General features: G+C 37.6%; 12 protein-coding genes. 3 read left to right on the top strand and 9 right to left on the bottom strand.

Annotation, left to right across the window (positions count from 1 at the left end; translation table 11 throughout):
- Positions 1–1,097: 1,097 nt before the first annotated feature.
- The 4 genes from trxB to EZ456_RS10425 all read right to left on the bottom strand — a co-directional run bounded on the left by trxB (position 1,098) and on the right by EZ456_RS10425 (position 5,989).
- The gene (gene trxB / locus EZ456_RS10440; protein WP_131529884.1) at positions 1,098–2,054 is read right to left on the bottom strand and encodes a thioredoxin-disulfide reductase; all 957 of its coding nucleotides are present in this window, start codon (positions 2,052–2,054) and stop codon (positions 1,098–1,100) included.
- Between the two features lie 277 nt (positions 2,055–2,331).
- The gene (locus tag EZ456_RS10435) at positions 2,332–3,495 is read right to left on the bottom strand and encodes a dipeptidase (protein ID WP_131529882.1); all 1,164 of its coding nucleotides are present in this window, start codon (positions 3,493–3,495) and stop codon (positions 2,332–2,334) included.
- 139 nt (positions 3,496–3,634) lie between these two features.
- Entirely contained in the window at positions 3,635–4,279 is a 645-nt protein-coding gene (locus EZ456_RS10430) for a putative polyvalent protein kinase domain-containing protein (RefSeq protein ID WP_131529880.1), read from the bottom strand.
- Between the two features lie 81 nt (positions 4,280–4,360).
- Entirely contained in the window at positions 4,361–5,989 is a 1,629-nt protein-coding gene (locus EZ456_RS10425) for an acyl-CoA carboxylase subunit beta (RefSeq protein WP_131529878.1), read from the bottom strand.
- A gap of 240 nt (positions 5,990–6,229) precedes the next feature.
- Here EZ456_RS10425 and EZ456_RS10420 point away from each other — a divergent pair, with 240 nt between their 5' ends.
- The gene (locus EZ456_RS10420) at positions 6,230–6,673 is read left to right on the top strand and encodes a DUF2721 domain-containing protein (RefSeq protein ID WP_131529876.1); all 444 of its coding nucleotides are present in this window, start codon (positions 6,230–6,232) and stop codon (positions 6,671–6,673) included.
- Between the two features lie 7 nt (positions 6,674–6,680).
- Entirely contained in the window at positions 6,681–7,136 is a 456-nt protein-coding gene (locus EZ456_RS10415; RefSeq protein WP_225876515.1) for an iron chaperone, read from the top strand.
- Here the strand turns inward: EZ456_RS10415 and EZ456_RS10410 are convergent.
- From EZ456_RS10410 to guaB, 5 genes are all read right to left on the bottom strand, one after another.
- Positions 7,133–7,672, bottom strand: coding sequence for a hypothetical protein (locus EZ456_RS10410; protein WP_131529872.1), 540 nt, complete (start codon positions 7,670–7,672; stop codon positions 7,133–7,135). The genes EZ456_RS10415 and EZ456_RS10410 overlap by 4 nt on opposite strands.
- Positions 7,673–7,733: 61 nt before the next feature.
- Positions 7,734–8,195, bottom strand: a complete 462-nt coding sequence (locus EZ456_RS10405) for a MaoC family dehydratase (RefSeq protein WP_131529870.1) — start codon at positions 8,193–8,195, stop codon at positions 7,734–7,736.
- Between the two features lie 82 nt (positions 8,196–8,277).
- Complete coding sequence (locus tag EZ456_RS10400; protein WP_131529868.1) at positions 8,278–8,871, bottom strand: LOG family protein; 594 nt, start codon at positions 8,869–8,871, stop codon at positions 8,278–8,280.
- Positions 8,872–9,072: 201 nt separating this feature from the next.
- Positions 9,073–11,652 (bottom strand): TonB-dependent receptor, encoded by a 2,580-nt coding sequence (locus EZ456_RS10395; protein ID WP_131529866.1) that lies wholly within the window; start codon positions 11,650–11,652, stop codon positions 9,073–9,075.
- A gap of 877 nt (positions 11,653–12,529) precedes the next feature.
- Entirely contained in the window at positions 12,530–13,999 is a 1,470-nt protein-coding gene (guaB, locus tag EZ456_RS10390) for an IMP dehydrogenase (RefSeq protein ID WP_131529864.1), read from the bottom strand.
- 228 nt (positions 14,000–14,227) lie between these two features.
- Here guaB and EZ456_RS10385 point away from each other — a divergent pair, with 228 nt between their 5' ends.
- Entirely contained in the window at positions 14,228–15,235 is a 1,008-nt protein-coding gene (locus tag EZ456_RS10385) for a sterol desaturase family protein (RefSeq protein WP_131529862.1), read from the top strand.
- Positions 15,236–15,348: the final 113 nt, after the last annotated feature.

Raw genomic sequence — 15,348 nt, 5'->3', positions numbered from 1 at the left:
CCAGTAGTGAGTAATGCTATGTGGGAAAGTTAAATTGTTAAAAACATTTTTGTTTGTGGGGAAATCAAGTACAGTATCATTTGGGAAATTGTGGCCCCGCTCCCGCTTCTGCCGATGGAAATATCGGCATATCGCTTTGATCGGGTTTAGGTGGCACAGCCAGTTTAACTATTTGGGGTTGCAAAGCGCAGAAGAATTATTCTAGGCAGCACGCTATTCAACCCTAAATAGTAGCAGAAACCTAAGTATTTAAACCTGATTGAAATGGAAAGCACGCAATCCAGATTTTTCATCGGGAGCGGACTTGAAATGGAAAGCAGGACTGACAATAAAAAGAGCCACTCCAATTGCTTTCCAAAAAAATAAGCCAAAAAGAACTGCATCAAGAATTAGCATCATAATCTTTTCATGGAAACCAGATACAGCAGTATTTAGGTTATGCTAGCCCCGCTCCCACTTCTGCCGATGGAAATATCGGCATATCGCTTTGATCGGGTTTAGGTGGCACAGCCAGTTTTACTATGTGGGGTTGCAAAACGGCAGAGGAGTTATTTTAGGCAGCACGCTATTCAACCCTTAATAGTAGCAGAAACCTAAGTATTTAAACCTGATTGAAATGGAAAGCAGGACTAACAATAAAAAGAGTCACTGCAATTGCTTTCTTCATCGTTATAGCTAAAAGATAATCTGAGCATTTGAGCTAGTGATATTTTTTAGAAATCAGGTACAGAAGCGTTTGGATAATGATAGCCCTGTCATTCGTTATAGTCCCGATGAAATATCGGGAGCTGCCACTACTGCCAGGTTTAGGTGGCACGGCCAGTTTAACTATTTTGGGTTGCAAACGGCAGAGGAGTTATTCTAGGCAGCACGTTATTCAACCCTTAATAGTAGCAGAAACCTAAGTATTTAAACCTGAATAGCGGAAGCCCACAGCGCAGCGAGGACTTGTAGCGGAAAGCAGGACGAACAATAAAAGAGCAGCTGCACTTGCTTTCCAAAAAATAACAAGCTTAGCATTATGCTTTAAGGATTATGGCACAAAAAAAAGAGAAACCATTACTGATATCTCTTCTTCAAAATATTTTAAATATTATTTACGCTTCTACAGGATGTTCTTTAGCAGCTAAATACCTTTCGGCATCAAGCGCGGCCATACATCCAGAACCTGCAGCAGTTACCGCCTGTCTGTAATACATATCCTGAACATCGCCACAAGCAAAAACACCTTCGATATTGGTTAAAGTAGATCCTGGTTTGGTAGCTAAATAACCAGTTTCATCCATATCCAACTGGCCTTTAAAAATATCAGTATTTGGCTTGTGACCAATAGCCACAAAGAAACCTTCTACTTCGATATCAGACTCAATGCCAGTTTTGTTATTTAAAACCTTAACCGCAGTTACATTTTTACCGTTACCTAAAATCTCCTGGGTTTCGGTATTGTAGTGTACCACAATATTTGGTGTTGCCAACACGCGGCTAACCATCGTTTTAGAAGCCCTGAATTCGTCTCTGCGCACCAATAAATGAACGGTTTTACAAAGTTTTGCCAAATAAGTTGCTTCTTCGGCAGCAGTATCTCCAGCACCTACAATGGCAACATCTTGTCCTTTAAAGAAGAAACCATCGCACACGGCACAGGCCGAAACACCAAAACCATTGTATTGTTGCTCACTTGGTAAGCCCAACCATTTGGCTGTAGCGCCTGTAGCAATAATTACGGTATCAGCCGTAATGGTTTTAATTTCATCAACCACTACTTTATGTGGTGTTGAAGAAAAATCAACCGAACTTACATAACCGAAACGGATATCGGTACCAAAACGCTCGGCTTGCTTACGGAAATCTTCCATCATTTCTGGCCCCATAATTCCTTGTGGGTAACCTGGAAAATTTTCTACATCTGTAGTTTGCGTAAGCTGCCCACCGGCTTGCATACCGGTATACATAATTGGTTTTAAATCAGCTCTGGCAGCATAAATTGCAGCAGTATAACCTGCAGGACCTGAACCTATAATTAAACACTGAACGTGTTCGTTTTCTTGTAACATTATATTGTGTGTTTGAAATTCATTAATCGTAGTGCAAATTTAACGCTTTAAATATTTGTTGGCAAGTGCACATTGTCAACATAGTTTACTTATTAACATCATAAGCCAAGCAGAAAGCGTATGGCGTTTGGCGTTTAAAGCTCAGGTGCATTAAGATGCCTCACTCATGATAGATTCGTGGTGTCAGATGTTTCCATCTGACACTAACTGGATAGGCCACAACTCCAATTCAGGTGTACTTTAACTGTAAGATGGTAACATATTAAAGCACAAAAAATTACCCTCCTTTATTCTCTCTAATCAACCGAATTACATTACCTCCCAGAATTTTATTGATATCACTCTCAGAGTATCCATTTTTAATCAGCTCATCGGTAATTTTAGGATAATCGGCAACACTGTTCATCCCTAAAGGAAAAGATTCGGCACCATCAAAATCTGCGCCCAGCCCCACGTGGCTTATGCCAATTAATTTCACTATATAATTGATATGTTTAACCAAAAGTGCAATTGGCGGTCGTATAGCTTCGGCATCAGCCTGATGGTTATAAATTAAGGTATCAATGGCATTGCTTCTGCCATATTTAGCACTCAATGTTTTGAGTTCGCCATCATATTTTGCAAAGAAAGCCTTTTGTTTAGTATTGAAAGTAGAATCTAAAAACCCGCTATAAAAATTAATACAAACTACTCCACCGTTTTTACCAACAGCTTTAATCTGATCATTTTTTAAATTTCGTGGAACTGGATTTAGAGCGTAAGCACAGCTATGAGATACAATTATGGGTTTAGTAGATGCTGCAATGGCATCGTAAAATGTTCTTTCGCCTACATGCGATAAATCTATCAATATGCCGAGTTTATTCAAGCGTTTAACTACCTGTTTTCCAAAGTCGTTTAAACCCGCGTTTTCAGGTTTCACTTTACCCGAGGTTTCTTCGGCGGCCGAACTCGACCACGAGGTACTATTGTTCCAGGTTAAGGTGAGGTAAGCCATTCCGCGCTTTGCCAGGCTATCGATATAATCTAAACGGTTTTCGATCATATGGCCACCTTCTACCCCTATCATCGCGGCCAATTTTTGTTGTTTAACCGCTAGTTCTAAATCTTTAGCTGTTGCAACCAATTGGATCCTATCGGGATATCGCTTGATCAAACTATAAAGTGAATCTATTTCCTGATTAGCTACAGCATATCCACCTGTTTCATCACACCAAATGGAGAAAAACTGAACATCTAACCCACCTTGTTTGGCCCTTACTAAATCGAAATTCCCTTTTGGCTGAAGTTTCCCGATATCGATGCCCGATTTGATCTGATTGAACAGTATATCTCCATGGGTATCGATTACGATCGCATTTTGATGAATTTTATTCGTTTTTTGGGCAAAGAGATTGATCTGCAATAGTGTAAGGACAAGAAAAAGACAAAGATTTTTCATGTTTTAAATATAATATTAATTGTTTTGATCAATAAGTTCATTTAATTGTTCTTATACCACCAAGAAACAAAGGCACTTTTATGATAAGAACTGAGATAGGCCAAGGTGGCTTAAGGGGTAGAACAAACCATCATAATAATCAGATATTGCTTGAATAAAAACCCTTGGTTAGATAAAAAATGGTATCAATAAAATATAAAATTCCATTCTTTGAAAGTACGTTTTCGTCATGCAAATCTTCGAAAATAATACCTAAATCGCTATTAATATAATCATTGTTCCGGCTATTACTAAAATTATTATAAGATAAAAATTGCTTTACGGTATTCAAGTCTGTAATTTCTGTAGACATAATAAACTCTTGCTTAACAACAGCGTAGAATGTGTTATCAATAAATTTAAAACCTAAAAAGTCGTAAGCTGTTGCGCTAAAAAAATAATTATGGATAAGAAGGCTATTAAAATAATCAAGCCAATATTCGTAAAATATAGAATCGTTGATTTTGATGATATAGAAATCATCAAAACGATAAACCCTTTGTTCAGCGCCTGCACTGATAAAGTTATCTTCAGAAATTTCTTCAACAAAAAATAGCTTTTCTTTAAAAGCAAAATCGGTTAAGCAGATTGCTTCTTCACTTTTGAGATACTTTTGTTTTTCAGTTCGGAAGCTTGCTTTCTCATTTGTTCCAAGGAAATTTTGGACTTTTTCAAGTTTGCTTGTTGGCCCAACTGATCCATCTCCGATAATGATATTTTGTAATTCATTTTTAATACTTTTCATTAAAAGCTTATACCAAAGTTAATAAAATTATTTTCTTTCGGAAAAATGTTCCTTATATCAGATGGTAACATCTGATAGCTCTTAAGTCTGTATCACCCCTACATTAAATTTCTTTGTAATCGGCGATTGATTAGCGGCCTCAATCCCCATCGAAATAACCTTTCTGGTTTCCAATGGATCGATAATACCATCTACCCAAAGGCGCGATGCAGCATAATAAGGTGTGGTTTGACTATCGTATTTATCAGTGATTTCCTTTAAAAGTTCGGCCTCTTTTTCTGGTGTGATTACCTCTCCTTTGGCTTTCAAGGAGGCTTCCTGAATCTGAAGTAAGGTTTTTGCCGCCTGTGAGCCACCCATTACCGCAATTTTAGCAGTTGGCCATGCATATATCAATCTCGGGTCGTATGCCTTACCACACATAGCATAATTGCCTGCACCATAAGAATTCCCTAATACTATTGTAAATTTGGGCACCACAGAATTGGCTACAGCATTAACCATTTTGGCACCATCTTTAATAATACCGCCATGTTCTGATCGGCTGCCCACCATAAAACCGGTAACATCCTGTAAAAAAACCAATGGGATTTTCTTCTGGTTACAATTCATAATAAAACGGGTAGCTTTATCGGCACTATCAGAATAAATTACACCGCCAAACTGCATTTCACCCTTTTTCGATTTCACTACTTTACGTTGATTAGCCACAATGCCCACAGCCCAGCCATCAATACGTCCTAAACCACAAACAATGCTTTGTCCGTAGCCTTTTTTGTATTCTTCGAATTCAGATTGATCCACCAAACGGTTAATGATATCCATTATTTCGTAAGGTTTGTCACGGTTTTCGGGGAGGATCCCATATAATTCCTCTTCTTTTTCTTTAGGTTTGGCAGGCTTAATCCGATCGAAACCTGCATTTTGAGGCGCACCCAACATACTCATGATGTTCCTGATACTATCCAAACAAGCCTGATCATTAGGATGCTTATAATCGGTAACACCCGAGATTTCGCAATGCGTAGTTGCCCCGCCCAAAGTTTCATTGTCAACTTCTTCGCCTATGGCCGATTTTACCAGATAAGAACCCGCTAAAAATACAGAGCCCGTTTTATCAACAATCATCGCTTCATCGCTCATAATCGGCAAATAGGCACCACCAGCTACACAAGCACCCATAATGGCCGAAATTTGCACAATCCCTTCTGATGACATCATTGCATTGTTACGGAACATTCTTCCAAAATGTTCTTTATCGGGAAAAATTTCGTCCTGCATCGGGAGGTATACACCAGCGCTATCAACCAGGTAAATTACTGGTAAGCGGTTCTCCATGGCAATTTCCTGTGCACGTAAGTTCTTTTTTGCCGTCATCGGGAACCAGGCACCTGCTTTTACCGTGGCATCGTTGGCTACAAGCATACACTGTCTTCCACTTACATAGCCAATACCACAAACTACGCCTGCCGAAGGACAGCCACCTTGCTCAGCATACATGCCATCAGCGGTAAAAGCACCTACTTCTAAAAAGTCCGTATCTTTATCAATTAAATAAGCAATCCGCTCACGAGCCAATAGCTTTCCCTTTTCTTTTTGTTTGGCAGCATTTTTTTCACCACCGCCTAAATATATTTTTTTGAGTTTGGTTTTCAGTTCGTATACCAACTGTTTATTCACATCCTCATTCTTGTTGAATTCGATATTCATGGTGGCAATTTAAATTTAATTTTAGAAAAACAATATTGACCAAAACGGTTTCTGGTCTACCGGCAACTTAACCGCAAAGTGCGCTAAGTTTTTTAATCGCAAAGTACACAAAGAAAAAACAACAAAAACTTATGAATTTACACTTTGGCTATTATAAATTTCTATGCAAAAACTTTGCGCCCTTTGCGGTTAATATGAAAGAAATCCATTTAAAATGATATTTTTGGGTAAATCCTAAAAATGGAACTAACCATCAATATTCCTGCGCTATTGTTTCCTGCCATTAGCTTAATTATGCTGGCTTATACCAACCGGTTTCTGGCTTTGGCCAGTTTGGTAAGAAGTTTAAAGTCGAAATATGAAGACAGCGATAAAAATTCAGCACTTCATCAACAGATTGAAAACTTACGTTACCGATTAAGGTTAATTAAAAATATGCAGGCTTTTGGTGTACTCAGTTTCGCAAGCTGTCTTTTTTGTATGTTTTTTATTTACCTGGAGTGGAATACGGTTGCCGAAATCCTTTTCGCATTGAGTTTGATCTTCTTTATGATCTCGCTCATCATCTCGTTAATCGAAATCCAGATCAGTACAAAGGCACTGGAGTTGGAACTGAGCGGCTTAGAAGAATTGGATAATCCATCGATTGTAAGTAAGTTAAAAAAGAAGTTTGATAAAAATTAGTATGCAGATGGCAATTAATACACCAGAAGAATATTTAAACAGTATCGCTGAAGAAAGAAAAGTTCCTGTTTCAAAACTGAGGGATACCATTTTAGAAAACTTACCCAAAGGGTTCGAAGAAAAAATCTCCTATGGTATGCTGGGCTATGTTATTCCATTAGATCTTTACCCTGATGGTTACCACTGTAAACCAGAACAGGCTTTACCTTTTATCAATATTGGTTCGCAAAAGAATTTTATTGTTATGCATCACTTGGGCCTATACGCATTTACCGATTTATTGGAATGGTTTCAGGATGAATACCCTAAACATTGTAAATATAAACTCGATATGGGCAAAGGTTGTGTCCGTTTTAAAAAGCCAGATGATATTCCGTACGCACTAGTTGCAGAACTAGCCAGAAAAATTACACCTGGACAATGGATTGAACAATATGAAAAAGTGTATAAACGTAAAGACTAATTTTGATAAACCACGCCATTAATCTTTAGCTTTTTAAAGTTTTCTGCCCAGCCTTTGCCTTTTATATATTTTACCTGCGATGGGTGGCCTTTTAAATTTGGATGATAAACAGGATCAAACGAAAAAGTCATTGAGGTATCCGATTTTTGAACCACAGTTACTTCGTTATCATTTACATCCTTTTCTCCAGTAGTAAAAAACTTATCACCCATTTTTGCATTAAAATCAGCTCTGGTATAAGTTTTCAAAGGAGTATCGGGATAACTCTCAATCAATTTATTCTGCTCGTCGATCCTTAAATAAACTGTACTGGTTGCATCACCACCTACCAAAGCGTAAAACTTGTAAAAAAGCTTATTATTAATCCGGACAGTATCCTGAATTTCGGTATAGGATTGAGCATTCATATACCATAAATTACCAATCTGCATCGGCAAAAATGAATCAGCAACAGGATTTTGCTTCTTATTTTTTCCGCATGATAAGATGAACAGACTAATTAAAACAAAACTTAAAAGATTGAAAATATTTTTCATGAGCGAATTTGTTTTTTCTTCCTTAAACGTTAAAAATAAACGATCCGCTACAAGGTAATAATTAACTGATAAAATGATACAAGAAAACTACCTCACCACTAAATGCTGGTTTTTTCTGGTCTTCGATTTCCATTTCAATACCCATATTTACTTTAGTTACGCCCCGAAGATTAATGATGGAAGCCAATTTTGCTTTTAACCTTACTTTGCTGTTTACGGTAACTGCCTGTGCAAACCTTAAACTTTCGATCCCATAATTGATCTCCATTTTTAAATTCTGGATATCTACTATTTCTTTCCATAGGTAAGGGATTAACGATAAAGTTAAATACCCATGGGCAATAGTTGCCTTAAAGGGTCCTTCATTTTGCGCCCGTTCTTCATCAACATGTATCCATTGATGATCTAAAGTAGCATCGGCAAATTTATTAATCTGTTCTTGTGTAATGGTATGCCATGAAGAAACGCCTAATTCCTTGCCAAGGTATTGTTCAAATTCCGCGTGGGAGGTAATAATTTGCATTTGATATATAGGTATATTTTAGCGCCAAGCGCTTTTCCGCTGGCAAATTGATAATTGTTTATTGTTATTTAATCATTAATTTTTAGGTCAGATTCCTTTCTCTAAACCAAACTTCGTCGGGAATGGCAGAAAAACGATCCATTTTATGAATTAATATTTCGGCATGTGCCTCGTTAAAAACTAAATCGCGATTGGCTGGTTTTAAGAATTTGCTTTGCACCATCACTTCCATTTGGGTAAACAAGGGATCGTAAAAGCCATTTACATTTAAAACACCAATAGGTTTATTGTGCAGGCCGAGCTGTAACCAGGTTAGCACTTCGAAAAATTCTTCCAATGTACCAAATCCACCAGGTAAGATGACGAAACCATCGCTCAAATCGGCCATTTTCTGTTTTCTCTGATGCATATTTTCGGTAACAACCATCTCGGTTAAACCTTGGTGACCGACTTCCTTATCCATTAAAAATTGAGGAATTACCCCCGTTACTAAACCACCCAACTCCAGTACATCGTTAGCTAACACACCCATTACCCCAACGCTACCGCCACCATAAACCAATCTGATGTGCTGTTTTACAAGCGTTTCTGCCAATTGCCTTATTTCGTTACGCAATGTTATGTCGCCGTTAAAGTTTGAGCCACAATACACACAAACCGAGTTAAGCTTATTCATTTTTTTTAAAATTTACCGAAGTTAATATTTTATCGGCTTTCTATAAATTTTAATTCTGAACAAAGCTGTTACAGTTTTTTGTTCTTTCGTTAACAAACCTATCAGGTTTTTAAAACCTGATAGGTTTAATAAAAAAGGAGTAGCATTACACCACTCCTTTTAACCAAATATAAGAGAGAAAAAATTTTTAGTTAAATGATCTTAGAAAGAATAACGCAAGGTAGCACCATAAGTTCTCGGATCGCCAAGTACACCTGCATACAAACCAGAGTTACCTGCTGCTGCCTGCAACTGCTCGTAGTAATTTTTGTTTCCGATATTTCTGCTCCACACAAATGCCGAGAATTTATCAGATTTGAATCCTAATCTGGCATTAAATAAAGCATATCCCTTAACATTTAATATGCTCGATGGTGTAGGGTTTGAAGAATACTGTGAACGGTAACTGGCATCAGCAGCAATAAAATATCTACCCGGCTTAGTTGCTAAATTACCCGGCGTGCTAAATTCTGAACCACCAGAAATATTCCATTTAGATATACCTGGTAATCTACCTCCTGAAGCATCTTTAAATGCGACCTGAGTAGCTACGCCATTTACGAGTTCTGTATGTCCGGTTTCTTCTAAAGGCAGCGGTGCATTGGTAAATTTCACATATTTACCATCAAGATAAGCTACAGCAGCGTTTAAAGTTAAGAACCTTTCTAATTGATAAGTTCCATCAACTTCTAAACCTTTTACTTTAACTTTTTCTGCATTGGCCAGATAACCTCTGTTTACCCCCAATTGTGGAGATTGCACATTGGTTTGATAATCTTTAATATCGGTATTAAAAGCTGTAATATTTAAAATAGCACCTTTTACTGGTTTGGTTTTTAAACCCAATTCGTAATGTTGAACATATTCTGGTTTTACAACAGCTAATGATAAGTCTGCCTGTCCGGTTGAAGTAGTTGGCAAGCCTCCTACGTTTACACCAACTGGTTTATATGCAGTAGAAAAAGTTCCATAAACATTTAATTTAGGATTTGGACGATATGATACCGTAAGGTTTCCAGACAAATTATTGTTATCTACATTTGTAGTGAACTGTTGATTACTGTACACTGCTGCTTTGAGTGCTAATAAAGCTGCGTCTGTAGTTTGCAAACCTCCGTAAGTTACCCTGTCATAATCAACATCTTTTTTGTCGTAGGTGTATCTTAATCCAGGTAAAACATGCAGATTGGTTAAAAATTCCCAATCTACTTGTGCAAAAATAGCAGCACTTAACGATTTGATGGTTGAATTTGTTTTGATGCCAAAGCCATCTAACAAGCCTGGTGTTGAGTATAAAGCCTGACTGCCGGTATTGCTTGTTTGTACAAATCTCCACTGATCTTTGCCTACCTCTTCGGTTTGAGCTAAACCTTTTAAGTTTTGGGCAAGGGCAAATACACCAATTACACCACTTAATTTATCAGTGATATTACCAGCATATCTAATTTCCTGTGAATATTGATCGTGACGGGAATTACCTTGTGATTTAGTTAATGCAGCTAATTCAGAGAAATCCCTGTCATTTGTTGGATCCCAGTTCCAGAATCTCCAGGCAGTAGTAGAGGTAAGTGTTCCATTACCTATTTTATAATCTACGTTTAAAGATATACCTCCTATTGATTGATTGTGCCGCCAAGGTGTATTGGTATTGATTTCTCTTGAAAAAGGATCAATCTTTGGTTGTTGATAGCCTAAATCTGATACAATTTTAGCATACTGACGGTAAGCACTTCTTTCTGTTTGGGCAACACCTGCAATCACCAGCGGATAACCTGCCGGGTGCTGCACACTTACATCGCCACTTAATAATATTTTTAATCTATCTGATGGGGTATAGTACAACTGGCCTTTAAAACCGAGGTTGTTTTGCCCGCTGTATTTACGCTCTTCGCGCGTATTCCAGATGGTACCATCACGCTGTGTACCCGATATTGATATTTTTGCAGCAAGATTTTTAGCTACACCTCCAGAAACAGATGTTTTTGCCTGGATAAAATTATAATTCCCAACGCTCAGCTCTACCTTTGCGCTTGGTGTTTGAGTTGGTTTTGTAGTGGTAATGTTAAATGCACCAGCAGTAGTGTTTTTTCCGAATAATGTACCTTGAGGACCACGGATAACTTCTATTTGTTCAATATCAAGAAAATCGGTAGAGGTGGCAGCCGGGCGGGCGTGATAAACACCATCCACATAGAAACCTACGCCTGGATCAATACCATCGTTGGTTAAACCGAATGTTGAACCCAAACCCCTAATATTTAAGGTTGTATTTCTGGCATTAGAAGCATACAACTGTACAGAAGGAACCAATTCTTTTAAACGGTTAACGTTAAATGCACCTGCATTTTCTGCTGCCTGTCCACCGATTACCGTAATTGGAATAGGCACATCTTGTAAAACCTCCGAACGCCTTCTCGAAGTTACTACAATTTCATCTAACAGTTCATTTTCTACCAGAACCAACTCAATGGGTGTTTCTTGTGGTTTTAAAAACTGAAAATCCTGGGGCTTAAAGCCAACTGAACTCACTTGTAAATAAAATGGGATTTCTTGCTTTACATTAATGGTAAATGCACCATTATCATCGGCTACAACAGCTTGGTTGGTACCTCTTACCTTTATGGTTGCGTGTGGTATGATACTGCCATTACTTGCCTTTATTACACCTCTTACAGGTGTTTGAGCAAAAACAAAACTTGCAGAAAATATTAATGAAAAGAAAATAAGTAAACTTTTGTTCATGATTGGTTATATAGTTTGTTAAATGTTGTTGATTAATGACTCGTTCGAAAATATTTGATTACTGTTTTAGAATGACTACAACAACAATACGAGTGTGATTTTTGGTTGGCTTTCATAATTATCATATAAATCCTATAGATTTAGTCGACAAATATATTAAAAAAATTTATCTGCCAAATTTTATTTTGTTATTTTTCTATTTTTATTAAATCCAAGAGGCTGTATCATATTTGTAATTCTATTCGGATTTGTCACGTTGAGCTTGTCGAAACGCCCCTTTGAGATATTTGAACAGGTCCTTCGACAGGCTATCAATGACAGATCTCTTTAGGAAGGTCGTCATTCCCGCGCATGCGGGAATCTTAAAGCGACCGGCAAACCCTACCAAGGCATTACGATTCCCAATCGAGTTGGGAATGACGCTACGATATGTAAATGTCATTACCACTCCAATGTTTTTTATCAAAAACTAACCTCTACCATTGACAGATTCCAACATCGGGGGGGCATTGCGAGGAACGAAGCAATCTTAAAGCGCAGCCTAGTAGCGATCGTTGTAAGATTGCTTAGTCGGCTGAAAAAGCCTTCTCGCAATGACGATTTCTCGCAGCTTATCATCTTTCCAAAAAAGTCTCCTGTCATTTATATCGATTTTTATACAATAAATTACCTTTCAGGATGACAATTCTATATTTATGATACAGCCTATAAAAAATAAAACGGGGCTATCGTAAACGATGCCCCGCTATAATTACCTCTAAATCCTCTAAAGGGGACCTAAGATATTATGATTTCTTTTCTTAAAATTTTGAGTAGTTAAAAAATCCTCCTAACAAGATTATTTAAAGCCTAAACCTTCAAACCTCTACCTTACACCTTATCTGGTATAATTTGGTGCTTCTTTAGTAATGGTAATATCATGTGGATGGCTTTCGCGCATACCCGCAGCGGTAATCTGTACAAACTGCGCTTCTTGTAACGCTTCTATAGTTGCCGCTCCACAGTAACCCATACTCGCACGTAAACCGCCAATGTATTGGTACATTACTTCTGCTAAAGTACCTTTAAATGGCACACGACCAACAATACCTTCTGGAACTAATTTTTTAATGTCATCTTCCACATCCTGAAAGTAACGGTCTTTAGAACCTTGCTCCATCGCTTCGATTGAACCCATTCCGCGGTAAGATTTAAATTTACGTCCTTCGTAAATAATGGTTTCACCCGGCGATTCTTCTACTCCTGCAAATAACGAACCTGCCATTACTGTACTTGCACCGGATGCAATAGCTTTAGCAATGTCGCCAGTGTGTTTAATACCACCATCAGCAATAACAGGTACTCCCGTTCCTTTTAAAGCTTTAGCGCATTCGTAAACTGCATATAACTGAGGAACACCAACACCTGCGATAATTCTGGTGGTACAGATAGAACCTGGACCAATACCTACTTTTACAGCATCAGCGCCAGCATCTGCCAGGAATTTTGCAGCAGCACCAGTAGCAATATTACCAACAATAACCTGTAAATCAGGATATTTAGCTTTAACTTCTTTTAATTTATCAACCACACCTTTTGTATGGCCATGAGCAGTATCGATTGTAATTACATCAACGCCAGCATGAACCAAAGCATCAACACGCTGTAAAGTATCCGCTGTTACCCCTACCGCAGCTCCCACCCTTAAACGACCACGTTCGTCTTTACAGGCAGCAGGATAATCTTTAACTTTAGAAATATCTTTAAAAGTGATTAAACCACTTAAGTATCCATCTTTACTTACTACAGGAAGTTTCTCGATTTTATGGTTTTGAAGAATTTCTTCTGCCTGAACTAAAGTGGTTCCTTCTGGTGCAATGATTAAATTCTCTTTAGTCATTACCTCAGAAATTGGTCTCTTCATATCTTTTTGGAAACGTAAATCTCTGTTTGTAATAATACCAACCAGCTTATTATCGCTACTTACAACCGGAATACCACCAATTTTATGCTCTTTCATAATCTTGAAAGCATCGGCCACAACAGCTGTTTCCAATAAGGTTACTGGATCCTGGATCATACCGCTTTCCGAACGCTTAACTTTACGTACTTCGGCAGCTTGTCTGTCTATAGTCATGTTTTTATGTAACATACCTATACCTCCATTTTGCGCAATGGCAATGGCAAGTTCGGCTTCAGTTACAGTATCCATTGCGGCAGAAATCAATGGAACATTAAGTTTAATTTTTTTAGTTAAAAAAGTGGTTGTATTTACTTCACGGGGCAGAATTTCGGAATATGCGGGTACTAAAAGTACGTCGTCATACGTTAAACCTGTGGCAATAAACTTTGTGGAATCGAGTTGCATAGCAAATAAATTAGGATTTATTATTTGCCAGGCAAAGATACGAAAATTGAGGGAAAATAAAAGTATTAAGATAAAAAGGCTTAAATATTGAGCTTGCCTGACAATTGCCATAGCACCAAAAGGGCCAGGTTTGCAGAAATTATGAAAGGATAATCAAAGTAATTATTTAGTGATTTAATTTGATTAAACTCGAGATTTATATAAATTCATCGAACCAAATATAATGATATGATTGATTTTCTGGAAGGAACAAAGGAATGGCTGTTTGGCTTTTTCGGCTTATCGGCACTTTTACAGCTGTTGCAAACTAATGATTATAGCCAGTTTATGAGCTGGAAAGGAATTAGTGCGCTTATTGGTCCTTTAATTCCTTTTCTATTGGTTTTTGAGATCATTAGGATGACATTTTATCGCCGTTTTAAAGTGGTAGATTATCGCATTTCTTTCTTTTCGTTAGTCTTCAATTCATTTATTGGTCGCATCATCTCCATTGGAATGGTTTCCCTCTGCATTGGATTATTTGGGAAATATGCCATTTTTAAAACCGAAATTACCTGGTACTGGCTCATTTATGGCTATGTAATATGGGAATTTGGCCACTTCATTTACCATTTTTTAGCGCATAAAGTTAGGCTGTTCTGGTGTTTGCATTCTACCCATCATGCACCCGAAACCATGAATCTATCGGTAAATTTTGCTCACTTTTTTTTAGAAGCACCATATGCAGACCTGATAAGGACAACAACGTGTATTCTTTTAGGGGTAAGTCCCTCACTGCTTTTTTTAATTATGTTTATTGATGGTGTTTGGGGATCTTTTATCCACATTGGAGAAAACATTTCTAAAGATGGCCGTTTCGGTTTTTTAAATAAAATAATCCTTACCCCTTCCCATCATCGTGTACACCATGCCAAGAATGCATTATATATGGACACCAACTTCTGCAACCTGCTACCCATCTGGGACCATGTTTTTAAAACCTATCAGGAAGAAGATAAAACAATAAAAATTGAATATGGCATTACCCGAGAAATGAAAAAGCACAGTTTTTTAGATGCTTATTTTGGCGAAATTGTGCTTTTGGCTAAAGATGTTTGGCGTGCGCCAGGCATTAAAAACAAGTTTCTATACATCTTCATGCCTCCCGGATGGAGCCACACTAAAGACCATAAAACAGCAAAAATAGTGAGATCAGCATATCTAAAAACCTACAAAACTGAAATAGCCAACCCATAAAAAAGGATAACAGATTACTTATAAAATTTTGCATGTGCCATATAGGTTGATTTAAATGTTTACATCAAAAAATATGTTGTTAATTAATTGATCATATTTCGCTGAATCTTTTT

This window comes from Pedobacter psychrodurus, assembly GCF_004331735.1.
Classification (GTDB): domain Bacteria; phylum Bacteroidota; class Bacteroidia; order Sphingobacteriales; family Sphingobacteriaceae; genus Pedobacter; species Pedobacter psychrodurus.
The sequence above is the reverse complement of the archived record's forward strand: the minus strand, read 5'-3'. Positions and strand labels throughout refer to the sequence as shown.